Origin of the sequence: Paenibacillus sp. FSL H8-0168 (genome assembly GCF_038592955.1) — a bacterium.
GTDB lineage: Bacteria > Bacillota > Bacilli > Paenibacillales > Paenibacillaceae > Paenibacillus > Paenibacillus polymyxa_B.
On sequence record NZ_CP151948.1, the window covers coordinates 2,492,114 to 2,515,351 of the forward strand.

Here is a 23,238-nt window from a genome sequence, read left to right on the forward strand (position 1 = left end):
ATAAATCACTTATTTTCGACAAATATATGAATAAAAGATTAATATAAACACATTTTTATCGGTAAATACAGTGAATAAGCTTTATTATCTTTGAATTATGTAGAAACATTTCGAAGATCGAATAGGGTCGTTTTACTCAAAAGTAAATTAGGAGGTAGAACCATTGAAAGTTTATTCACTTAAGTGGGCAGCCGCTCTTGTTGCTCTTCAGGCGGCGTTTGGTACTTCTGCTTACGCTGCAACGCCTACCAATAATTTGTTTTCAGATACATCCTATGTGACGAGTGATAAAATGGTGGCCATCCAAGAAGCTGTACGCCAAGGGCTTTTATCGGGAGATCCTCATGGAACTTTTCGCCCTGCAGCAACATTAACTCGTCAGGAACTCGCAGTATTATTGGTCAGAGCTTTAAAATTGGACCCTATTTCGAGTTCTTCTACTTTTAAAGATGTGCAAAGTAAACAATTTGCTGCCCCATATATAGAAGCCGCACAAAAAGCCGGGTTTCTATCCGGGGATGGATTAGGAAACTTCCGTCCGAACGATCCTGTTACACGTGAAGAGCTGGCAGCTGTGTTTGTCCGTGCAGTCGGAGGGGTTAATGCAGAGGGCGGATCAAGCATTTTACCCAAAGATCAGTCCTTGGTAAGCCAATGGGCGGCTGGATCGGTAGATACAGCACTTCGTCTAGGTTTAATTGACATTCATGACAGCAAGCTCAATCCCACGGGTGAAGTAAAAAGGGAGGATATTGCTCCTTTCCTGCTGGATATTTTCAAAACTCAAGAGCAAACAGCTACGATCAATAGCATTGATGGAGACATTGTAACAATCGATAATGTTCCTTATTTAATAGAGGGAAATTTGAAAGAGTTAATCGGAAACTCCAATAAAGATGCTTTAAAAGGAGCTAAATTAAAGTTTAATTCGCGCAATCGTAATGTGGACGGGCTGCAACAATTAGAAATCGTACAAAAAGATGTTGTGTTAAACACCAATGGTCTACCGGAAAGCAGCCTGCTTCGAATTTCAGGTGATGGTGTTCAGATTAAAGGGGATATCAAAGGAGTAATCGAGCTTAATGACGGTGTTTCTAATATCCAGCTGAATGGAAACGTAAACCATCTTAATGTGAATTCCGGCAATGGTATTTCTATTAAAGGAACCGGAACAATCGGGGAGCTTCAAGTTGCCAACGCAAACGCTAAAGTGACATTGAACCCGAATTTTAAAGTTGAAATGATTCAGCTGCCTAAAGATGCATCCGTTTCACAAGTTATCCAAAATTACAACGAAGTACAAAAGCAGATTGGACAAATTCAGTCCGCTGACGGAACGGTTCAAGAACCGACTACAGTTACGTCGAGCAGCGTGACATTTTCCTCCGGAGGTGGAACTTCAACAAAATCAGTGACTAACCATGCGCCAGGCGTTACTACCGGGTTTACTGATATTACGTTAAATGCAGCAGATGAGCCTAAAGAGATTAATTTGGCAAATAGTTTTGCTGATGCTGATGGAGACACACTGACCTACACAGCGAAATCTTCAGCAACGAACGTAGCGACAGTATCGGTGAATGGAAGTCAGCTGACTCTCACGCCGGTGAACGCCGGAACAGCCACGATCACGGTTACGGCGAACGACGACAAAGGCGGGACCATAAACAGCCAGTTCAACGTGACGATCACGCCGGTGATCCCGGAAGCCGTGAACCATGCGCCGACGGTGGAAACGTCGATCAGCAATGTGACGACAGGAGCCGCGGATGGAGTTAAGACGGTGAGCCTTGCGAGTGTGTTTGCAGATGAAGACAGCGACGCGCTGATGTACACGGCAACCTCGACAGATACGGGCGTGGCAACAGCAGCGGTAAACGGAAGCGATCTGAAAATTACGCCAGTTAACGCAGGTACAGTCACGATTACGGTTACAGCAGATGACGGCAAGGGCGGCACGGTGGATACGCAGTTCAACGTGACGATTACGCCTGTGATCCCGGAAGCCGTGAACCATGCGCCGACGGTGGAAACGTCGATCAGCAATGTGACGACAGGAGCCGCGGATGGAGTTAAGACGGTGAGCCTTGCGAGTGTGTTTGCAGATGAAGACAGCGACGCGCTGATGTACACGGCAACCTCGACAGATACGGGCGTGGCAACAGCAGCGGTAAACGGAAGCGATCTGAAAATTACGCCAGTTAACGCAGGTACAGTCACGATTACGGTTACAGCAGATGACGGCAAGGGCGGCACGGTGGATACGCAGTTCAACGTGACGATTACGCCTGTGATCCCGGAAGCCGTGAACCATGCGCCGACGGTGGAAACGTCGATCAGCAATGTGACGACAGGAGCCGCGGATGGAGTTAAGACGGTGAGCCTTGCGAGTGTGTTTGCAGATGAAGACAGCGACGCGCTGATGTACACGGCAACCTCGACAGATACGGGCGTGGCAACAGCAGCGGTAAACGGAAGCGATCTGAAAATTACGCCAGTTAACGCAGGTACAGTCACGATTACGGTTACAGCAGATGACGGAAACGGGGGTACAGTGGATACGAATTTCACTCTAACGGTGACTCCTCCACCTGCTGCTAATCACGCTCCTGTTGTTCAAAGCACGATTAATGATGTTTCTACAGAAGCAGGTGCTGTGGACACAACTATTGGACTTGCTTCAACTTTTGCAGATGAAGATTTGGACTTACTGACGTATTTCGCTGATTCATCGGACCCTAGCGTAGCAACGGTTTCCGTTACAGGCGACCAACTGAGTATTACTCCGCTTGCAGTGGGAAGTGCTACAGTCACAGTTACCGCAGATGATGGGAAGGGGGGAACCGTTCAAACGATCTTCCAAGTCACTGCTGGAGAAAAGAAGGGACTTTTCTTCTCTGAGTTGGCATGGGGGGAGAGCGACTCTATGATGCAGATTATTGAGCTTTATAATGCGGGTTCTGAGGAATTGGATGCTTCAAAAATTAGAATTGAACGCAGTGATAGTGGAAATTCGATCGAAATAAGTCAAGACGCTGGTGCTTTTATTCCAGGTGGAGCTACTTTCGTGATAGGAGATACCATGTATTTTGGTGATGCGCATGTAGATTACTTCACAGACATGGGATTTTATAACGATGATTCAGCACCTGTTACTTTATCGCTTTATTACGATAATCAGTTGATTGATACGGCAGTGTTTCAGCCTCATACCACTTTAGCTAGACAATCCGATGTTACCCATGGAAATGCAGACTACGAGGCAAGTGAATGGTTTGATGAAGGAACCGATTATACGGATAATATCGGCATCTTTAGTAGTGAGGCACCATAATGAATAAAAAGAATAGAGGGAACATCATGAGTTCTAAACCTAATAAATGGCTGATTACATTAGCTTTGGCTGCACTTGTTGCTCCAACGGCTTTGCAGACGATTGCATCTGCTGCCAGCGGTGCATCAAACGGAGCAGCTCTGGCCAGTCTGCCTTTTAAAGACATCAATAATATTGCTTCAGAGCAAAAGACAAACATCCTGCGAGCCATTGAAGCTGGACTTCTGCATGGTGACCCATCTGGATCCTATCGGCCAACGGATTTGTTGACCCGTCAAGAAATGGCGGTTCTATTAACTCAAGCTCTGCAACTCTCTATTTCTAAAGCAGTAAGCAGCAGTTTCTCGGATGTAGACCCGAAAAGTTGGTCGAGTCCCTATATTGAGGCTGTACATCGTGCAGGACTCATGAATGGAGACGACGGCTCCAAATTCAGGCCCAAAGCGGCAGTAACCAGAGAGGAGGCTGCGGTTCTGCTTATGCGGGCCGCCGGGCTTCCTATTACAGCTGACGCCACGGAGTCTGCTAAACTTACTGATTGGAATCGGGTCAGTCCGTGGGCACGGCCTTACGTTAATACGGCTTTACAGTCGGGCTCCATGAAGACGGATCAGTCCGGTTTCAAACCTAAATCGTCCGTTCAGCGCCAAGATATAGCCCAGTATATGATGTCTACCTTTTTCCCTAAGGACCATGTAGTCCAACTCCAAAAAGTAGTGGATGGAAAGGCCTGGATTAACGGGATTGAATATAAACTCTCGGATTCAGTTAAAGGAATCCTGCAAACCTCTAACCAAGAGATTCTCAAAGGAGCAGATATTCAATTTGTAGCATCACAGCGGACCATTGAATCGATCACCAAACTGGTCATCCATGCGAGCGGGCAAGCTCCGATAGGGCAAGCTTCCGAATTCAGCGGCAATCTTGTATTAGATGGTCATAACTCCTCGATTGACGGAGATTTAACTATTGACGGTGATTACATTTCGGTTATGAATTTGAATGTCAAAAATAGTTTTACAGTTACGTCAAGCCTTGAACATGATTTCTATGCCTCTAAATTTACGGTACAAGGAAAAACATATATTCAGGGCGGTGACCAGAACACCGTATTGTTTAACACATCTGAGCTGCAGGATGTCGAGGTATCCAAACAGGATGTCCACGTAGTCATTCAAGGAAATTCGACGGTGGATCAAATGTCGTTGATTTCCAATGCAACGATTGAAAATGATTCATCCTCAACGATACAGCAGTTGAATGTTCTTACCGGTGCCAAGCAAGTAGAGTTGCAGGGGATTATTAAGCAATTGTCGGTCAACAGTGATCAGCCCGTGGCTCTGACAGGCCAGGCCTCTATTAATACATTGGCTGTGAACAGTTCCTCTCCGGTCAGTCTGGAGGTAGCTGGAACTATTTCAAATTTACAAGTAAATAACTCTGCAGCAAATATTAGTGTAAGCTCCTCCAGCCAAGTCACGAATACTTCATTTGCAGTAGGTGTGTCTTCTTCGACGGTATCAGGAGTCACTAGAGTCACTACAACTTCTTCTGGTAGCTCGCGTTCTACGGTTGTGACCAATACAGCACCGAAGTTAGTGACCAAATATGACGATCAAGCCGTAACGGTGGGCGATTCTGAACTTCAGATTGACTTACTTGGTCATTTTATGGACGAGGAGCAGTCCGAGCTCAAATATACGGCAGTGTCGTCTAGTACAAAAATCAGTACAGTCCGAGTAGAGGGAACAAACCTGTTTATCAAGGCTGTTGGCAAAGGGACTGCGACCATTACGATCGCCGCAGATGACCAGGCCGGGAAAAAAGCGGGAACGAATTTCAAGGTCCGTGTCAATGAATCTCCTGTTTCATTGAGTATCCCCGATCAAAACGAACAGTTGGGGAGCGGCGATGTAACCTTATCTTTAGGATCGTTTTTTACGGATTCTGAAAATGATCCTATGACTTATGAGGTTGCGATCGATGATCCTTCCATTGCTACCTTTACCCTGACGGGTGATCAATTGGTATTAACTCCGGCAGCTGTAGGACATGCCCAAGTTAATGTCAAGGCATCCGATGGTCGGGGAGGCAGCGCAAGCCAGTCGTTTCAATTGGTTGTAACTGCAGTACCTAATCAAAATCCGGTTGTAAATCAGAAGCCGGGCAACCAAACGCTCACTGTGGGCGATGCGGACTACATCCTGGATTTATCTCCGGTGTTCCTTGATTCGGACAGCAATCCGCTAACCATCTCGGCAGAATCCTCGGATCTATCCATTGCGACGGTCTCCGTTAACGGAAACCAGGCCACAGTTCATGCGGTTTCCTCAGGAACAGCAAACATCCAGCTAAAAGCGGGAAATGGCCTTGGAGGCGAGGTTAAGACCGATTTTGATATTACCGTTAATGAACCTCCGGTATCCTTGCGAATTCCGGATCAGACGAAACAAATCAATTCAGACGACATTCAATTATCTTTAAACGACTTCTTTACCGACCATGAGAAGGATTCGTTGTCATACAGCATTGATATTTCCGATTCTTCGTTTGCGACTGCAGTGCTAAATGGGGACACGCTTACCATTACACCGTTAAAAATTGGCAGCACATCAGTTTCTGTTAAGGCATCTGATGGCCATGGAGGTAGCACAAGCCAGTCGTTTCAAATGGAAGTAACGGCTGTATCTAACCAAAATCCGGTTATAGACCAGAAGCCGGGTAATCAGACACTGAATCTAGGCGATGCGGATTATATCCTGGATTTATCTTCGGTATTCCACGATCCCGATGGCGACCCTGTGGACGTTCTGGCAGAATCTTCGGATTCGTCAGTTGCTGTTGTATCCGTTAACGGATACATAGCCACGGTCCATGCAGTTTCCTCAGGAATGGCAACGATTCAGCTTAAAGCAAAAGATGGCCGTGGGGGCGAGGTCACTACTGATTTTGATGTTACCGTCAATGAATCCCCGATTTCCACAGGGATTCCGGATCAGATGAAAGAAATAAATACAGGCGATATTCAATTGTCCTTAAATGATTTCTTTTCCAGTCCTGATAGCGATGTTTTAACTTACGATGTTCATAGCGTTTCTGACCCGACTGTTGTGACGGCTGCCGTTTATGGGGATATGCTTACTCTTACACCGTTAACGATCGGTAGCACATCGGTATCGATCAAAGCAACAGATAGCCGGGGAGGGGAAGTGATCGAAACTTTCAAAACCACCGTCACGGCTGGAACTCCACAGAATCAGTATCCAGTAGAAACTAAACCTGCCGACCAGTCGCTTACTGTAGGTGGTGCGGTCTACTCACTCGATTTAGGTTCCGTTTTTACTGATCCTGATGGGGATACGTTGACCTTTAAGGCAACCTCTTCTGATCCGTCCGTTGCTTCGGCGGAAATCACTGGAGCTCAATTGGAAGTACAGGCACTAAGTGCAGGGACGACAATCATAGAAATCAAGGCTATGGATGGCCGTGGAGGGGAAACTTCAAGCACCTTCCAAGTCAGTGTCCAATCATCCGGTTCATCTAACCCAACTTCTAATCAGCCGCCTCAAGTAGATGCGACCATTTATGAACAAGTGTTGACTGCAGGAGTTACGAATGCAAGAAGCTACGACCTATCTCAATTGTTCAGTGATGCTGACGGGGATGCCTTGACGTTTACTTCTACTGTTGAATCAACCGGTATGGTAAATGCAGAGGTTAACGGATCAACGTTGACTCTTACTCCGGGTAATCAGGCAGGAAGTACCAAGGTAACGATTACTGCGAATGACGGGCATGGCGGAACAGCCACCTATAATTTTCAGGTAACGAATGCTCCTCTTGCGACGAATGGAATTGTTCAAATCCGAACCAAGCAAGGGGTTAAAGATCCGATTACTTATGACATGTCAACAGTGTTCCCGGGTGAAACTTCATTTAAAATCTATTCGGGTACGGCAGATTCCACCTTTACTGGGCCAATCCCTCTTAATGGGACGGTTTGGACATGGAACGGGGATATTTTTCAATACTTCTGGGTAATCGGGGCGAACGGATCTGCCGCTATATTCCAAGTGACCTCAAATCCTCAAGGACCGGAGGATCTATATTTTTCCCAGTATCTATCTGTGGATAAAACCCGTACTGCTATTGAGCTGTTTTACAATCCGGTAGGAGATACTTCTAAACCTATAGAAAATGCAGGATACTCACTTGAGATTCATCAATACAATTTAGCTACAAATACTCCCAAGGTGTGGAGCCAGCCTATTAATTCGTTTTGGAAAGGCATGCCTTATATATATATCGATTCCATCTTTTATGACTTTTTCGACATTGTTCCTGCGACATACTATAATGATGAATTGATGTTACTAGAAACGAATACAAATGTAACGACAGGTTATGTCCTGAAAAAGAACGGCGTAACGATCGACGTCTTAGGTGATCCTAACGGAAAAACGCAATTTATGCCGAATAATGGGACTATTATCCGAAAATCGGGGATTAAGTCCGGTTCCTCCTCTTATAATCTTCCAGGAGAGTGGAACTCTTATCCAACCGGAACGCTTCAATACTTTAGTCATCATACTCCATAACATTTTGTTGAATTAACGGGAAGCCCTCCAGCGCCGATGGTACTTGGGCCGAAGGGTCCCGGGAGAGTAGGATGTCGCCAAGCAATTAATGTATAACTCTGCATAGTCGTACTCAAGCTGTCGAGACATTCTCGACAGCTTTTTTTATTCCCAATCTTTCAACATGGCATCCTATAAGGTACATACCATACCAAAAGGAATTTTCATCATTACGAGCCGAATATGTCGATTACAGCGACACGAAGCACTGTTCCCATTGGTCGGTAATGGAGGCTTTGTCAAGCTGTTCTCCAATGAGTGTAACATATCCCTGGCTCACAGGAAGTGCAGTAGGCTGCCACTCCAAGTGATTTCCTGAAAATTGCAAAAGCATTGTACCTTCCTGAGGAAGCACGCAATAACCTTTCGCACGAAGCAACGAGGAACCTAACCCGGTCAAAAAGTTTTCCAATCGTTGTTTTTCGAGTGGCTGAGGAGAATATTGATGCAGAGTTAAGCTCTCCAGACGGGAGAACGAATGAGGCTGCTTAGGATCGTGGTTATGACTGTGTGCCGCAATAACTTTGAAAGCCGTACTTCTGGAGACACTACTGGTGCTTCCGATACTTTTGACGGGAATGGAAACGGACGGTACACCTGCATCGGTGGACTGGAGTTGTGCAGGTGCTGGTTGAAGTGTCTGTACAGGTTTTGCGGCAACGGATGCGGAGGCCAGAACAGGCTCTAGTAGTGGTTCAAGGTCAATCCGGCTATATTCAGTAGTTTGCAGCTTGGCCGTATCGTTGAGCTTGCGGATGCTCTTGACGACCTTTGTCACTTCACGGCTACTTGCTGCATCCGTCTTGTTCACCACAATAAAGTCTGCGGTGCGCAGTTGTCCGTGCAGGGTGCGAACCAGTTCTTTATCAGCCGTAAAGCGGCTATTGTATTCATGGAACAGCTCAGCATCCACAACACTGATGCTGTGAACCAGATAAAGCCGATCTGCCAGTAGAGGGGAGCGAAGCTCCTCCAGTACTTGTTCGGGGTTGGCTACCCCGGTGGTTTCCATGAAGATCAGGTCAGGCTTCTGACTGAGCAGGGTATGCAGAGCCCCTGCTAGCTCATTTCTTTTGCTGCAACAAATGCAGCCTTCTAGCAATCCTTCTACTGTTACGTCAGGCATTTCCTCTGAAATTATAGCGCTGTCTACATCATATTCACCCATTTCGTTCATTAAAACAGCAGCACGAAGGGGAATTTGGCGAGTATGGGCTAATAGGCGCAAAAGTAGTGTTGTTTTGCCGCTTCCAAGAAAACCACTGATTAAAATAACAGGAACTTTGTTCATCATTTTTCCTCCTTGATGGGTTTAGTGTGCTGTGTTCAAGCGATCAAAGGTAGCTACCGAGTCTGCTTGGGTATAGACATAAGGGGATTCTGGCTGCTCGACAGCGGTTATTTTTTCGGATCGAATTTCAAGTACTGGAACGTTGCCCTTTTGTGTGGCATGCAGTGTTCCTTCAATGGTCACCCAGGTATCCTTGTCAAAGGACGGGGCCTTCTGGGATTGGACGATGATCCCGAATGGCATGGCATCGGCAGTACAGCACATGACGAGGAATCTTCCTACTGCAAATAGGCCTTTACCCGGCAGGTTGTCGTCTTTATAGACAAAGCCAGTCACCTGTACTTTTTTTCCTTCAAAAGCTTGTTTATATAACTCAATGGCTCCAATAGTTTCGGAAAAAATCTCAGGCTTGATCTGTATGACAGGTTGCTGATACAGGCGTTTCGCCAGCTCGGCGAATTCTACATTGTACTTGTCAGGCGGAACGAACAGCTTATCCAGCGTTTCCTGACTCCATTTTCCCTCTGGAGGGGACGAAGTTGGGACGGAAGATGCAGTTGATAAAAGGGAGGCGGTGGATGCTTTCGTGGTCTGTGTATCTGTTTTTCGTCGGATATCCGGGTTGGGATACGTGAAGGACATGCCTTTTTTGGCGGCCATATCACTACCTAGTGCCTGATTGGGCAGTAGAGAACCGAACAGGAGCGGGATGAGCAGCATTCCATATACGAGTGTTTTTTTGAACCAGCTTTGCGGCAACGGATGCTCACAATCACATACATCCTCACCGTCCCGCTCCCCGACAATTCCGTGCCATGCCATTGCCAATGCGATGAACAAGAGTGGTACAGGACAGAGCAGGAGCAGATTTTGCATATGGGGAGCCAAGTAGTAATGAAGTGCATTCGTACGGTTTAATGAGATAATGTACATAGCTAATCCAATCAGGAGCAAGGAGCGCATGCCATATTGCCAGCGGATGCTAAAGGTTGAATTCACGTTTGTATTCACCTCCCCAATAACCATTCAGCAGCTATAGAACCCACTAGGACGAGTGAAACAATAAGCAAGCCCAGGATGGCGACAAATTTGGTGCGGAAGGTGCTTAGCAGCATGAGCGTGCCTTTGAAGTCTAGCATCGGACCGAGTACAAGAAAGGCTGCCAGCGGACCTAGTGTAAAGGTGTGTGAAAAAGCAGTGGCTACAAAGGCATCGGAGGTGGAACATAGCGACAGTATGTAGGCAAAACCCATCATAAAGGCGTACGATCCGACCGTTCCGTTGCTTAACGAAAGCATCTCATCACGTGGGATGAAGGTTTGGATGCAGGCTGTTAATAATGCGCCGATAGTGAGATATTTACTCATGTCCAAAAACTCGTCACCAGCATGTACAAAAAAGCCCCGCCATGTGCGACTATGCCGATGAGTCTGATTGTTCTGCTTTTGCTGGTTAAAAGAGAGCAACGACCGTTTGAGCGGATGCACTCGCACAAAGGCATACACGATCAGCCCGATGATCGCGGAGACGGCAAAAGCCAAACCCATTCGAACGACAGTGACCTCGGGATGGGAAGGGAAAGCCATCATCGTCGCAGCCAGTACCACGGGATTGATAATGGGCCCGCTTAAAATAAAAGTGATACCCATATAGGCAGGCATTCCCTTGAGCATTAATTGGCGAACGACAGGGATCATGCCGCATTCACAGATGGGAAACAGCATACCTAGTAAGGAGGCCAGCAGGACACCCGGTACAGGATGCGCAGGCGCTATTTTGCGAATCCATGTCTCCGGTACAAGCCACTGCAAAAGGGATGAGACGAGTACACCGATAAGGAGAAACGGAACAGCTTCCAGAAAAATACCCATAAATACCGTTTTTAACGGTTGCAGCTGGCCCATATCTAACAAACGAAGCCACTGGGGAGATAGCGTGACAAGCACAGGGATGAGAAAGGCAAACGGAATCATAAAAGGCAGCATCTTCAACAGCGTACTGTTTTTCATTCCACGTCTCCTTGGGAATAAGGGTTCTTATCTACATCCTATGTCTGTAGAGGGACAATCATGCCCGCTGGATTGTGCTTGTCTCACCTCCTATATTGACAATTCAAAGAGTGGTCATATATATTTATGTTTGTTGTTAGTAATTATTACGATTAAAATCCGATAAATGATTGCAAGAAGGAAACTTTTACGGTACGATCCATACTAAATGTTGTAAAGACAAGGAGGGGTTATATGATACCGATAGTTGTTTTATCCGGTTTTTTGGGTAGCGGTAAAACCACTCTTCTTCAGCATGCGCTGGCTTACTACAAGGAGAAGGGCCTCAAGCCAGCCATTTTGATGAATGAGTTGGGTGATGTTAATCTGGACGGCAGTTTGGTGAATGGCCAAGCACCCATGAAGGAAATGCTCAGTGGTTGTATATGCTGTACTATTCGCGGGGATTTGGGCGTCGAGCTCATGAATCTTGCTGAAGAATATAAGCCGGACGTGATTATTGTAGAATGCACTGGAGTAGCTAACCCGATGGAAATTGTAGATGCAGTGACAGACGCCTCCATCTATTCTTCTATGATATTACAATCCGTTATCACGGTCATAGATGCGCGTCAATTTCTGGACTTTGCCTCGGGGAACGAGAGAGGCAAGTCGCTTCGTTTGATGCAGGATCAGCTTCGGTGCGCTTCCAAACTGATTATTAACAAGACCGATTTATTGGCTGCGGGCGAGTTGCAGAAAGTACAGGCCCTCGTAAAAGAGTTAAATCCATATGCTCTGACTGTGAGTACGCAACGAAGTGACGTGGACGCGGGTATTTTTTTCTCCACTCAAGGAGAGGAGCGTATGGACGTTGACCATCAGTCTCATGATCACCATGACCAAGCCCATGACCACGAACATGGGGAGCATTATCATTCCTACGACCACGTAGTGGTTCACACGCATTTCTTTGGACAACCTGTGCCACGCTCCGAGTTTGAACGGTTGTTCCGCAGTTTGCCAGCTGAAATATACCGGGCCAAAGGAATTGTGCGGTTTCTGGAATCAGAGGGCCAGATGATGTTTCAGTTCGCCTATCGGGAGCTGGAAATCATTCCGATCCGCCCGCAAAAGCCAGTGAACGATGTAGCGGTTGTCATGGGTGAGAATTTCTCTGCTTCCGAGATCGAGGAACAATTGAGAAAGTTGGAAGCGGCCGAAAAGCCATTGAGTAGTAGTTCATGACTTCGAGAACGAGTAACCTTAATCCATCAAGACCTAATCCATCACAACATAATTCTCGCGCACACCTAGCTGGCAAGTCTACTTGGGGATTTACAACAATTCTGCTGCTGACTGCTGGGCTGTTGCTTTCGGTGACACTCGCAGTCATGCTCGGTCCTGTAGCTGTCGCACCGGGGACGATATGGCGAATTGCACTGTCTCATCTTCCCTGGCTGGACCAGTGGATACCCGTGACATGGACCAAGCCTGAGCAATATATCGTTTGGGAAATCCGCTTTCCACGCGTGCTGCTAGGTGTTGTCGTAGGAGCAGGACTTGCTGTTACAGGGACGACTATACAGGCATTAATTCGTAATTCGTTAGCGGACCCCTATATTTTAGGAGTCTCGTCTGGGGCTTCGGTGACAGCCACGTTGGTAATTGTGTTCGGAGCTTTCGGATTTTTAGGACGACTTGCGCTGCCTTTATCTGCTTTTATAGGCTCGTTAGCTGCAATGCTTATGGTGTTCGCGTTGGCTCGTGTGGCTGGGAGCATATCGACGACCCGCTTATTGCTGGCAGGAGTGGCGGTGTCCATGATGCTGTCGGCTGTGACTAGCTTTATCGTTACGATGGCCCCGAATGAAAAAGGCATTCGTGACGCGATGTATTGGATGATGGGAAGTCTGGCAGGTGCTCAATGGGACACGCTTTTCATTCCAAGCCTCATTGTAGCCGTTGGAACGGTAGTCCTCCTGACCCGATACCGTTCGCTGAATGCTTTGCTAACGGGTGAAGAAACCGCAGTAACGCTAGGTGTGAACGTACAGACGTTCCGCGTATTACTGGTTGTTGTGGCGTCTCTTTTAACCGGGGCAGTCGTATCAGTTAGTGGCTCGATTGGCTTTGTGGGGCTTATGATTCCGCACATCGTTAGGCTGATAGTGGGATCAGATCATCGGCGTGTACTGCCCGTCAGTCTGTTGGCGGGAGCTATTTTTGTCGTGTGGGCTGATGTATGTGCCCGGCTCGTGCTGGCTCCACAGGAGCTGCCGATTGGTATTGTGACGGCTGTGTGCGGAGGACCCTTTTTTGTGTGGCTGCTGCGTCGTAGTTCCTACTCGTTTGGAGGCGAAAAATGAATATAGAAGTCGAAAGCGTGACCTTCAGTATTCACGATAAACGGCTGATCGACGGCATCTGTCTCCAGGTAAAAGCAGGGGAGCTGGTCGGATTGATTGGTCCGAATGGCAGCGGGAAATCGACGTTGCTCAAAAATATGTATCGTGTGCTAAAGCCTGACAGTGGTTTGGTTACGTTGGATGGCCAAGATATGCTGCAGATGAAGTATAAAGAGACGGCCCGACAAATGGCAGTGGTGAGTCAGGATGCGCCGCAAACGTTTGATTTTTCAGTACGGGACATTGTCCTGATGGGTCGCCATCCGCATAAGAAACTGCTGGAAGCAGATACTGTCGCCGATCATGAATTGGTCGAGCAGGCGCTGGAGCGGGTAGGCATGAATGCTCAGGCGGATCAGGGCTTTGCCACCTTGTCTGGCGGCGAAAAGCAACGGGTATTGATCGCCAGAGCTTTGGCCGGGCAGGCGAAATTTCTTGTTTTGGATGAGCCAACAAATCATCTGGACATCCGGTATCAGCTGCAAATTCTGGATTTGGTCAAAACACTTCGGATAACTACGCTAGCTGCACTACATGATTTGAATTTGGCTGCATTTTATTGTGATCGAATGTATGTATTAAATGAAGGCAAAGTGGTCGCTTCCGGCATAACAGAGGATGTGCTTCAGCCAGACCTGCTGTGGAGTGTATTCGGGGTGGAGACAGAAATCTGTATTCATCCAAAAACCGGGAAGCCGAATATTACCTTTTTACCGGATTCTCTTAGGAGAGGAGGCTATCCATGATGCTAACAGAAAAGGTGATATGATGAGGTAAGATAAACTACAAATAAAAGAGGAGACGGTACATATGAAAAAATATAGCAAGCTCGCGTTACCGTTGGTTATGCTCGCTTTGGCGATGATGCTGTTGTTATCAGCCTGCGCAGCAGGAAACACGGCTCAAACAAGCGATCCATCGGCAAACGGGCAGCAACCTGCCGCATCGCAATCGGCAACCAATAAGACGTCGGTAGAGCTTGAGAACATGGGCGTTAAAATGGCATTTCCCGAGGCGCCCAAACGCGCGGTTACACTGAACCAGCACGCGACTGAGGTTATGCTGGCTCTTGGACTGGAATCCTCTATGGTAGGAACTGCGTATTTGGACGATCAGATTTTACCGAAATATAAGGCTCAATATGACAAAATCCCCGTACTGGCCGAACAATATCCGTCCAAAGAGGTGTTTATGGCCGCTGCACCGGATTTTGCCTATGCAGGCTGGAAGAGTGCCTTTAATGATAAAAATCTGGGTTCCCGTGAGGAACTAGCCAAACAAGGGGTGCTGACCTATGTACAGGAGTCCTCAAACAAGCCGGGTCCCATATTAGAAGATGTATATCAGGATATACTAAATATTGGGCGTATTTTCAGGGTTGAGGAGCGTGCAGAAAAGCTGGTAAATGACATTCGTGAACAAGTGAAGTCCATTCAGACTCAAATTGGTACTGTTGAGCAGGCACCCAAGGTGTTTGTTTATGACAGCGGAGAAGACAAGCCCTTTACGGCTGCCAACAATTATCTAACGTCTTTGATTGAAAGTGTGAAGGCGAAAAATATTTTTGATGATATTGACAAAAGTTTCACCGAAGTAAGCTGGGAAGAGGTTGTGAACCGTAACCCCGATGTGATCGTCATTCTCGACTATGGTGATACTTTACTGGCTGATAAAGAGAAGCTGCTCCTGAGCAAGCCTGCGCTGGCTGGTGTGGAAGCGATTAAAAACAAACGGTTTATAGTCCTGCCATTATCCGCGGCAGCTGAAGGTGTACGTGCACCGATTGCACTGAAAACCTTGGCTGCAGGCTTGTACCCGGACAAAATGAAGTAAACAAACAAAAGAGTTGCCAAAACATTGACGAACCTTGCCTAAACTGTTAAACTTGCTAATGCGTAAAGGTTACGTTTATCAAACGCTTATTTTTTTATTACCAAATCGTAATAATTACGGTAGATGGTTTAATGATCATAAACGACCTGGAGAATCTGCGCAAATGATGATCGCTCAGATGGCTCCAGGCTTTTTAAAGGAAAAGGAGATTTGCGTCATGTTATTGGCCTCATTGGAACAGGTCACATTTGGCTACGGAGATGTTCCTAACTTGGTGGATGCCAATGTTGAAATTTTTTCGGGAGAATTTGTGGCTATTACCGGACCGAATGGTGCTTCCAAATCAACCATGCTCAAACTATTGCTCGGCTTGCTTCAGCCTTGGAAGGGCAAGGTGTTTATGTCTAACCGTACAGGTGAAGGCAAAAAGCTCGTTGTCGGCTTTGTATCCCAACAAATTGCTGCCTTCAATGGCGGATTTCCAAGTACGATTTTGGAATTTGTCCGTTCAGGAAGATATACTCATGGCTCTTGGTTACGCCGTATGCGGTCTGAGGATCATGATCTGACTGAGCAGGCGCTGCGTCAGGTAGGCATGTGGGATTTGCGTCATCGTAAAATCGGCGAATTGTCCGGTGGACAGAAGCAACGCATTTGTGTGGCGAGAGCGCTCGCTCAGGAATCGGATTTGCTCATTTTGGATGAGCCCACGACCGGCATGGATCAGGAAAGTCGCCATCATTTCTACGATCTGATGAATCAGCAGGTTAAGGAATATGGAAGAACCGTGGTCATGGTGACGCATGGACTATCGGAAGTACAACATTATCTGGATCGAATTATTGAGCTTGAAAGGAAGGAAGATGGCGGATGGAAATGCTGCACTACGACTTCATGCAGCGGGCATTTTGTGCCGGTGGGGTAATTGCACTGCTGGCCTCGGTGCTTGGAGTATACCTGATGCTGCGGCGTCAGGCTCTCATGGCGGACATGCTATCGCATGTATCGCTGGCAGGGGTAGCAGCGGGTGCCTATTTAGGTATTAACCCGACGATAACCGGATTTATTGTTGCCGTAATCGGCGCGATTATCGTTGAATACGTCCGCAGGTCTTATAAAACATATAGTGAGATATCTGTGGCTATTATTATGGTAGGTGGCCTCTCGACGGCCGTTATTTTAATGAATCTGAATCAGAGCATCAACAAAGGGTTTTCCGCTTATTTGTTCGGCTCGGTCGTAGCGGTCAATCAGACAGAGCTGATGTTGATGATTGTAGTGGCTGTGATCGGAGGTATTTTCTTTTTTGTATTCCGGCGTCCTTTGTATCAGATTACCTTTGATGAAGAAACGGCGAAGACCAATGGTCTTCCTGTCAAGTCCATCTCATTTGCATTTAGTATTTTAACAGGGATGATTGTAGCTGCTGCAATGCCGATTGTCGGTGTACTGCTTGTCTCCTCACTCATCGTGCTCCCTGCGGCGCTGGCGATTCGAATTGCACCGAGCTTCGCGGCAGCCATCTGGATATCTATGGTCACTGCGTTGATCGGCGTATTTATGGGTTTAACGGCATCGTACGAACTCAGTACACCCCCCGGGGGGACGATTGCCATGGTGCTGTTATTATTCCTGATCGTAGGAGCTGGTATTCAAAAGCTGGTCCGTAAGCTGGGCAAGCAACAGGCTTCACGGCGGAAGAATGCGACAGGCCAGTGAGTGTAATTACAGTGGGAATTAACTAAAAAATCTAACGCATAAAGGAGTAATGAATATGAATACATGGTTCAAAAAATCATTTGTATTGTCTGCGGGACTAGCACTTATTTTATCTGGCTGCGGAGCTAAATCTGATAATACAGCTACAAATGCTTCCCAAACCGAGCCGAATGCGGCACAAACAGCAGACAGTGGTAAGAAGCTGAATGTAGTCACCACTTTTTATCCAATGTATGAATTCACGAAGCAAGTTGCTGGAGACCATGCTAACGTAACCGCGTTGATTCCTGCTGGTGCTGAGCCGCATGACTGGGAACCGAGCGCCAAAGATATGGCACAGGTTAAGGAGGCTGACGTGTTTGTGTATAACGGTATTGTCGAAGGTTGGGCAGAACAGGCTTTGAGCAGCGCGTCCAATGACAAGCGTGTAGTAGTGGAAGCAAGCAAAGGGTTGAACCTGATGGAAGGATCTGCTGAGGAGGAAGAAGGAGAAGAAGTACATGCAGAGGAAGGCCATGATCACGATCATGTGCTGGACCCTCATGTATGGCTTGATCCGGTCTTAGCTCAAAAAGAAGTAGAAGCTATAGAAGCAGGGCTTGTAAAAGCCGATCCTGCAAACAAAGCAGACTATGAGAAAAACGCCGATGCTTATATCGCTAAGCTGAAAGAACTGGATACCGAGTTCAAAACGGGTCTGAAAGATGTAAAACGTAAAGACTTTATTACGCAGCATGCTGCTTTTAGCTATTTGGCTAAGCAATACGGTCTAACCCAAGTACCCATTGCCGGATTATCTCCGGAGCAAGAGCCTACACCGGACAAGCTGGCGGGTATTATCAAATTCGCTAAAGAAAATAATGTTAAAACAATTTTCTTCGAAACTCTTGTTGATCCGAAGGTCGCTGAAACCGTAGCTACTGAAATCGGTTCAAAAACCGATGTACTGAATCCGCTCGAAGGATTGACGGATGAAGACAAACAGAAGAACCTGGATTACCTTGGTGTGATGAAAAACAATCTGGAGGCTTTGAAAAAAGCCTTGAATGAATAAACAGACTTTAAACGAATAGTACAAAAAATGACGTTGGGAACGATACCAGCGTCTTTTTTTATGTCTGTCTAAGAAGATTGTACTTTTTTAGCTAGTGCTCTAGATACAGTAGATATATAGTGCTTTGTGATTTGCTTTACAGGAAAGATTTACGTCATTGTGAAACGTTTTTTTGAAAACTAATGCTGTAGTAGCTAGTTTCAAATTTCTTTTATAATTCATTGGTAGCGTTTTTATTTTTACAGATTCTTTCTATTAATATTACTAGTTTATTCACCGATATTGAAGTTTGGACGTGCATATCATTTGACAACGGATTGGAGAGGTTAATTTGGCAACAGTTATAGTAGTGGATGACTCTTTATTTATGCGTTCTGTGCTTAAGGATATTCTTTTGGATTTAGGTCACGCTGTTATCGCGGAAGCAGAAAATGGTTATGATGCTGTTTTGAAATACGCACACTTTCGTCCCGATTTAATCACCATGGATATTAATATGCCTAAGATGGACGGACTTGAGGCTGTTAAAAAGATTGTAGAGCTTGATCCCCAAGCCAACATTTTGATGTGTTCTGCTTTGGGGCAGCAGGAAGCGATTATAAAAGCATTTCAGGCAGGTGCAAAAGACTTTATTGTTAAACCATTTGAGATGGAAAGGGTCGTGAATGCAGTCACAAAAATGCTGGGGAGTTAATGAATCAAGATTTTTAATACATAAATATTGAACATGTTAAAGCGAGAATTCCATGCTTATTTTTACGAATATGGAGATGAATAGGATGAGCAATCGAGTGTTGTCTCAAAAAGTATTTATAGACGAACTGATCGCTACGATCAAGAATGGAGGGCTTGTCCCTGTAAATTATGAACACCTCATCAGCGAACAAAGAGAAAGAATGGATGCTCTTAACAATGAACTTACCCTTCGTATTGAGGGACTAGAGACCGATTTGATCTCTGCTTCGACATATTCTATTCCTTTTGCCAATGGCGAAATTATGTTTCTTGCTCGTTATATTGTACTCATTGGAGATCATACCGAGGGATACTTTGTGTTCTATCGAGCAGAAGACTGTGAAAGTCCAGAGGAATATCAGTTTTTAACAAGCTCCTATCAACTTCCACATTTATTACTTGAATTATCTCTTTCTTTAAAGGAACATGGTACTAATGAGCCGCTTGATATTCTGACTTATTGGAATGGCCCTGTCTATCCGCTGAAAGATTTGAATAAAGAAGATATTAAGCTATCCACCTATGAATTTTAATTCCCTTGAGAGAGTCAAATCCCTCAGGGGATTTTTTTACATTGATAATCAAACGCATGTTCGCATATAATACAAACAAACGTTCTGATAAGGAGTGAAGGATCATGTTGGAAAAATACGTGGGGCAGATCGTGGAAATCGTGTATTTGGATCGGAAGGGCAAGCTGTCTCATCGGCGTATCGAGGTGCATCGTGTGCAGAATGGCTTGATACGAGCCACCTGTCTACAGACAGGCCAGCCACGTGTTTTTCGATTAGATCATGTATTGGCATGGCATCCGGTAACCAGAACAGCATAGGAGGGGCTTATGATGGGGAAAAAGCTTGAAGGAAATGGCATATGGGAAAGCTCGCGCATGATTTTGCCTGAGCATCGGGAGGCATATTTAAGACTGATGAAGGAGCAAGGAAGGCGCGGCAAGCCAGCACTGGACGATCAGGAAATGCAGCAGATTGAACAGGCCATCATCGTATCCTATAACGAACGGAAGCCTATTACGCTAAAAGTGTTCAACCCGTTTGATGATGAGGAGCTTCGTGGATTGGTCACGGTGATTAATACAAGTCGGCGAGAAGTGAAGCTGTCCCGTGGGGAGGAGGATTTTAGCTGGATTAAGTTGGAGGAAATTATCGAGGCGGATATATAAAAAAGTCTGACTAAGTCGGACTTTTTTACATTTGTCCTGCCGTTTTATAATTAAGATTGTAGCTCTATGAATTCATATATAAAATAAACTGTAATTGCAAAAGGAGGAGTTCAATAATGAAAATTAGTAAAAATAATGCCGAACATTATATATGGGGAGATCAATGTGATGGTTGGCGCTTGGTGAAAAATAATGATTTGAGCATTATTCATGAGCGGATGCCCGGAAATACACATGAGGTCAGACATTATCATCATCATGCGCGCCAATTTTTCTTTATTTTATCAGGTACAGCGGTACTTGAAGTGGATGGTGAACGAATCCAATTAGGATCTCAGGAAGGGTGTGAGGTTCCTCCTATGGTGCCTCATCAAATGTTTAATGAAACGAATCAGGATGTTGAATTTTTGGTTATTTCTCAGCCTGCGAGCAGAGGTGACCGGGTTCTGGCCGAAAAATAATATTTTGGAGCAGACATGTTCCAGCGAAGGTTGACAAGTCTTTTTTAGTACCGTATAGTGCTAAATATGATGAAAAAAAATAAAATCACGAATCGGGATGTTGTTCTGCGCATCGCCACCTCATTGTTTCTTACCCAAGGATATCATGCAACAAGTATGGATGAAATTGTGGCTGTGAGCAATGTGTCCAAAACGAACATTTACTATTATTTTAAAAGTAAAGAAGAGCTACTTTCAGCCATTCTGGATCAACTGATTCAAACGTATAATGAGATGATTTATGAAGTTGTTTCGCGTAAGGATCAGTCTGTTCAGGAACGTTTTGAAATCCTTCTTCAATTGCTGACAGAGCAAGAGACAGATTATTTGGGAGGCTGTCCCTTTATTACTCTTTATACGCAAATGCCTCAAGATAGCGCCTTGTTTCGGAATAAAATAAGCCAGTTCTTCCAAAGCCAAATCACTACCGTAGAAATATTGTTGAACGAGGGAAGGGAAAGATTAGAGATTCAGGCTGAACTTCCTGCGAGGTCGACGGCGCAATTCATCGTCTCGGCCATTGAAGGTGCGCTCTTTCTGCAGCATGCAAGCCAGGACCCGAGCATACTCGAAAATTTAAAATTTACTTTAGCACTTCTGCTAAAGTGATTTTTTTAATCTTTATTAGTACTACGAAGTACTAAAAATTAAAAAAGGCAGGTTTCGTATATGGCACATATCTTTATCACGGGCGGCACAGGATTTATCGGCATGCATACGTTACGACAACTTTCCAAGGAGGAACACACTATTACCGTCCTGGTTCGTTCGCAGCAGAAGTGGGAACAAATATGCAGGCAAATGGATTTGGAGACAGCATGGCATATCGGGAAATTAACACCGGTTATTGGCGATTTGAGTATACCTGCTCTAGGATTAAATCCTGCTGACAGGCAGCTCGTGGAGACCGCAGATGTGATAATTCATGCAGGAGGTCCGATGGATATTCTGCTGGGAGAGGAGGATGCGAGAGCAGCTTTTCTACAAGCGGCAGAAGAAATGATAACGTTGGCTACATATATTCATGCGAGCAAAGGGTTACGACATTTTATTCATTTGGTTGGGTACAAAAGCCCTTTTAATGATCATAACTGGCTTACTCCCGAGCCGGTCATCGCTCATTTGGAACAGGCACCTCCATATGAACGGATGAAATTTTTGGCTGATTTGCGTATCCGTCAAGGAGCACACAAGGAAGGATTTCCGCTTTCGGTTGTCCATTTGAGCGTTGTCATTGGTGACTCAGAGTCTGGGGATACGCCCCAAACTGGTGGGCTAGGCATTCTCGTAGGTTCTACAGCGCGCAAGCTTATGGGACTTGTCCCCGGCGGAAAATCTCATTGGCTCCCCTTGGTCCATGTAGATCATGCAGCCGAATTGATCAGTGCTCTTACGAAGGAATCACATCCTGCCAGCGAAACATACTACTTGATGGATGACAGACAGCAGAGTCCAACGATGATAGAGCTGGGAACGAATATGGCGAAGGAGCTTCGTGTACGTAAACCGCTCGGTTCGATTTCGCCAGCTTGGCTAACCAGTATACTGGGTACTCCTCTGGGCCAAAAGTTAGGTATTCCGAAGGAATCACTCGATTTTATCGTAGATGTGGACTACCCACTGGATGCAGCACGAGAGATTCAACGTAAATACGGGTTGTCACAGGCGATGAACAAAAGCGTGTTCCCATTTGTCATTACTGATCTTGATTTCAGGATTGCTCATTCCACCATAGATACAGATGGATATGTCCGCAACAGACGTGGGCCATTAGCTACACTGGAGCGAAGGGTGAAGAATGGAAATCCAACGATCGTATTAGTTCACGGTACTTTCAGCGGGGCAGATTGTTTGATACCGCTGGCAAATCAATTTCCGGAATCCTCTGTTTGCTTGGTGGATCTTCCCGGTTTTGGCCGTTCCCCATACCATCATAAGGAGGATGTACTAGAAGGCCACATTGAATCGTTAGTGCAGGCTATTCAGGCTTTGGAAACGCCAATCTGCCTTGTAGGTCATTCGTTCGGCGGACTACTAGCTGCTAAGGCATGGGAACGCGTACCTGAGCGTATCAGTAGCTTACACCTATTGCAGCCTGTATTGCATACTGCTCCGCGCAGATATCGGAGCGCACGAATTACGGAGAGTATGCTAGGCAGATTCAGCGATTCAGGCTTACGCAAGCAATTGCTTGCGCAGACTTGTTTTGAAAGTATCGACGATATCCCGCCAGCATACATCACGTATGTTCTTGAAGAAATGCGTTCCCCACGCGCAAGAAAGACGACTGCGCAAGCCCTAGCCATGCTAACGAAGTCCGATAGCTTCCGGTCGGTTCCTGAGATATCCGAAAGAATGTATAAAGAGGAGGTTTCGATTCTATGGGGTGTGAAGGATCAGATCTATAAGTTGCCCGAGCCATTTCATGCCCTGCATACGCTGAATATTCCGGCAGCTCATCATTTTCCGATCTCGCAACCGGAACGAACAGCGCAATATCTAAAGCAGCACATAGGACAGAATAACGTTAGTGTATAAAAATAAAACCAGCTTAGCACA

General features: G+C 45.9%; 19 protein-coding genes. 16 read left to right on the forward strand and 3 right to left on the reverse strand.

All coding sequences use genetic code 11. The annotated features are described in order from the left end of the window. Positions 1-163: 163 nt before the first annotated feature. Positions 164-3,334 carry an S-layer homology domain-containing protein gene (locus MHI21_RS11730; RefSeq protein WP_342420049.1) on the forward strand — a complete coding sequence of 1,057 codons (3,171 nt, stop codon included), beginning with the start codon at positions 164-166 and terminating at the stop codon, positions 3,332-3,334. 26 nt (positions 3,335-3,360) lie between these two features. Beyond that, a complete protein-coding gene (locus MHI21_RS11735; RefSeq protein ID WP_342420050.1) occupies positions 3,361-7,932 on the forward strand; it encodes an S-layer homology domain-containing protein in 4,572 nt (1,523 codons plus the stop codon). A gap of 229 nt (positions 7,933-8,161) precedes the next feature. Here MHI21_RS11735 and MHI21_RS11740 read toward each other — a convergent pair whose 3' ends face one another. From MHI21_RS11740 to MHI21_RS11750, 3 genes are read right to left on the reverse strand one after another with little or no spacing between them, the layout of a single operon-like run. After that, a complete protein-coding gene (locus tag MHI21_RS11740; RefSeq protein WP_165175434.1) occupies positions 8,162-9,265 on the reverse strand; it encodes a CobW family GTP-binding protein in 1,104 nt (367 codons plus the stop codon). Between the two features lie 18 nt (positions 9,266-9,283). Next, entirely contained in the window at positions 9,284-10,261 is a 978-nt protein-coding gene (locus MHI21_RS11745) for a TIGR03943 family protein (protein ID WP_165175433.1), read from the reverse strand. Positions 10,262-10,269: 8 nt separating this feature from the next. Further along, entirely contained in the window at positions 10,270-11,271 is a 1,002-nt protein-coding gene (locus MHI21_RS11750) for a permease (protein ID WP_165175431.1), read from the reverse strand. A gap of 234 nt (positions 11,272-11,505) precedes the next feature. On the opposite strand from MHI21_RS11750, the gene MHI21_RS11755 reads away from it, so the two are divergent. The 14 genes from MHI21_RS11755 to MHI21_RS11820 all read left to right on the forward strand — a co-directional run bounded on the left by MHI21_RS11755 (position 11,506) and on the right by MHI21_RS11820 (position 23,217). Continuing rightward, on the forward strand, positions 11,506-12,498 hold the full coding sequence (locus tag MHI21_RS11755) for a CobW family GTP-binding protein (RefSeq protein WP_342420051.1): 993 nt from the start codon (positions 11,506-11,508) through the stop codon (positions 12,496-12,498). After that, complete coding sequence (locus MHI21_RS11760; RefSeq protein WP_342420052.1) at positions 12,495-13,619, forward strand: iron ABC transporter permease; 1,125 nt, start codon at positions 12,495-12,497, stop codon at positions 13,617-13,619. The genes MHI21_RS11755 and MHI21_RS11760 overlap by 4 nt, the downstream gene beginning before the upstream one ends. After that, positions 13,616-14,404: an ABC transporter ATP-binding protein gene (locus MHI21_RS11765; RefSeq protein WP_165175427.1), complete on the forward strand. Its 789-nt coding sequence runs from the start codon at positions 13,616-13,618 to the stop codon at positions 14,402-14,404. The genes MHI21_RS11760 and MHI21_RS11765 overlap by 4 nt, the downstream gene beginning before the upstream one ends. Positions 14,405-14,468: 64 nt before the next feature. Next, positions 14,469-15,491 carry an ABC transporter substrate-binding protein gene (locus tag MHI21_RS11770; RefSeq protein ID WP_342420053.1) on the forward strand — a complete coding sequence of 341 codons (1,023 nt, stop codon included), beginning with the start codon at positions 14,469-14,471 and terminating at the stop codon, positions 15,489-15,491. A 217-nt stretch (positions 15,492-15,708) separates the two neighbouring features. Continuing rightward, complete coding sequence (locus tag MHI21_RS11775) at positions 15,709-16,416, forward strand: metal ABC transporter ATP-binding protein (RefSeq protein ID WP_025724201.1); 708 nt, start codon at positions 15,709-15,711, stop codon at positions 16,414-16,416. After that, the gene (locus MHI21_RS11780) at positions 16,362-17,210 is read left to right on the forward strand and encodes a metal ABC transporter permease (protein ID WP_023988405.1); all 849 of its coding nucleotides are present in this window, start codon (positions 16,362-16,364) and stop codon (positions 17,208-17,210) included. Before MHI21_RS11775 ends, MHI21_RS11780 begins: the two co-directional genes overlap by 55 nt. A gap of 55 nt (positions 17,211-17,265) precedes the next feature. Then, positions 17,266-18,264: a metal ABC transporter substrate-binding protein gene (locus tag MHI21_RS11785; protein WP_342420054.1), complete on the forward strand. Its 999-nt coding sequence runs from the start codon at positions 17,266-17,268 to the stop codon at positions 18,262-18,264. Positions 18,265-18,595: 331 nt separating this feature from the next. Beyond that, positions 18,596-18,958 carry a response regulator gene (locus MHI21_RS11790; protein WP_023988407.1) on the forward strand — a complete coding sequence of 121 codons (363 nt, stop codon included), beginning with the start codon at positions 18,596-18,598 and terminating at the stop codon, positions 18,956-18,958. Between the two features lie 85 nt (positions 18,959-19,043). Continuing rightward, entirely contained in the window at positions 19,044-19,532 is a 489-nt protein-coding gene (locus tag MHI21_RS11795; protein WP_165175423.1) for a hypothetical protein, read from the forward strand. A 104-nt stretch (positions 19,533-19,636) separates the two neighbouring features. Further along, the gene (locus MHI21_RS11800; protein ID WP_013310131.1) at positions 19,637-19,831 is read left to right on the forward strand and encodes a hypothetical protein; all 195 of its coding nucleotides are present in this window, start codon (positions 19,637-19,639) and stop codon (positions 19,829-19,831) included. A gap of 12 nt (positions 19,832-19,843) precedes the next feature. Further along, a complete protein-coding gene (locus MHI21_RS11805) occupies positions 19,844-20,179 on the forward strand; it encodes a YolD-like family protein (protein WP_013310132.1) in 336 nt (111 codons plus the stop codon). 116 nt (positions 20,180-20,295) lie between these two features. Beyond that, a complete protein-coding gene (locus tag MHI21_RS11810) occupies positions 20,296-20,640 on the forward strand; it encodes a cupin domain-containing protein (protein WP_028542344.1) in 345 nt (114 codons plus the stop codon). A 66-nt stretch (positions 20,641-20,706) separates the two neighbouring features. Continuing rightward, positions 20,707-21,288, forward strand: coding sequence for a TetR/AcrR family transcriptional regulator (locus MHI21_RS11815; protein WP_341161606.1), 582 nt, complete (start codon positions 20,707-20,709; stop codon positions 21,286-21,288). Between the two features lie 60 nt (positions 21,289-21,348). Next, entirely contained in the window at positions 21,349-23,217 is a 1,869-nt protein-coding gene (locus tag MHI21_RS11820) for an alpha/beta fold hydrolase (protein ID WP_341161605.1), read from the forward strand. Positions 23,218-23,238: the final 21 nt, after the last annotated feature.